Raw genomic sequence first — 1,228 nt, forward strand, 5'->3', positions numbered from 1 at the left:
TAAGGTTAAAGGCACCAAATCCTCAAAAGGTTATGGATCTGAAAGGTATGGTGCGTTATTTTGCTCATATGGATGATCCTAATAAGTTTCAGTATAGTAAGAGTGAAATAATAGGTCATGCTGGTGCTGATCCTTTAATATATCTTTCTGCCAATTCTGGAGAGAGATATCAATTAATTAAAGAAATGATTAGTTTTGTTAAAGAAAATGATATTGATGAGATTCAAGACTTAATAGATTATGCTATGGAAAATAGATTTGATGATTGGTTTCCGTTACTTTGTGATAATTCAGCGTTTATTATGAATAATTATATTAAATCTATTAGACATAGAATTAGATGAATTTGAATTAGCTAGCCAAAATGGCTAGCTTTTTGCGTTAGCAAAAATAAAGGGTCTGGGATATAATCCCAGCAAGGGTATTTGCAGAACGAAATGAGCGTTAGCGAATGAAGTGGCTAGCAAATACGAAGCTTGCCAAAACTTTAATTAACTTGTGATATGAGAAATACTTTTGACGAGCAAAGAAATAATGATAGCTACTTCAGTAGCGATTGGTGCAGTTGTAACTTGGATTAATCCAAGTTAACAACCAATCCAAATCATTACTTTCGATATCGTGAAGTCAAAAGGAAATTAAATTACAAGTTAATTGAAGTTTGGATTTGATTTATGGATTTTGGTAATCACATTTTTGATTACTGTTTTTGTATTTAATCTTTGGATTTTTCGAACCTAGGGGGGCAACTACGACCCCCCCTAGGTTGGTCACTGGTCAGAGGTCAAAACTCTGTATCCCTTGCGCCTCTAAGGCTGAAAGGGTATAAATCGCGAAACATCAACGGAGAGTAAGGCTCAACCCGGTTTTTCGATAAAAATGCATAAATTTCTTACACTTTAGTTATAAATGTGTTAGATTGTTTTATAAGGGAATTCGTATTTATAGAAAATTGTTGAGGTGAAAAAATATGGCTGAAAAACAAGAAAAAAAACGAATTATGATAACTTTGAATCAAGAAGTTTTTGAAAAAATAGAAGTTTTATCTAAAGAAACAGGTTTAAGTAAATCTGCTTTGATTACAATGTGGGTTAATGAACAAAAAAAGGCATAAAAATAGTCGCCAGGGCAAATGGCGACTAAGAAATAAATTATACTTATAAGTGAGGTAATTATAACATGAGTGAAAAGAGAGATACAAGAACACGTAATTGGACATTTTTTGTTT

The 1,228-nt window shown here is 32.3% G+C and carries 2 protein-coding genes; both read left to right on the forward strand.

Features of this window, described 5'->3' with window-relative positions:
• Window positions 1-344 (forward strand): Rep family protein (locus tag G465_RS0112810; RefSeq protein WP_022654822.1); only part of this gene is annotated, 344 nt, incomplete at its 5' end.
• A gap of 626 nt (window positions 345-970) precedes the next feature.
• Window positions 971-1,114, forward strand: coding sequence for a ribbon-helix-helix domain-containing protein (locus G465_RS0112815; RefSeq protein ID WP_018616903.1), 144 nt, complete (start codon window positions 971-973; stop codon window positions 1,112-1,114).
• The last annotated feature ends 114 nt before the right edge of the window (window positions 1,115-1,228 follow it).

The organism is Aquaspirillum serpens DSM 68 (assembly GCF_000420525.1).
GTDB classification, from domain to species: Bacteria; Pseudomonadota; Gammaproteobacteria; order Burkholderiales; family Aquaspirillaceae; genus Aquaspirillum; species Aquaspirillum serpens.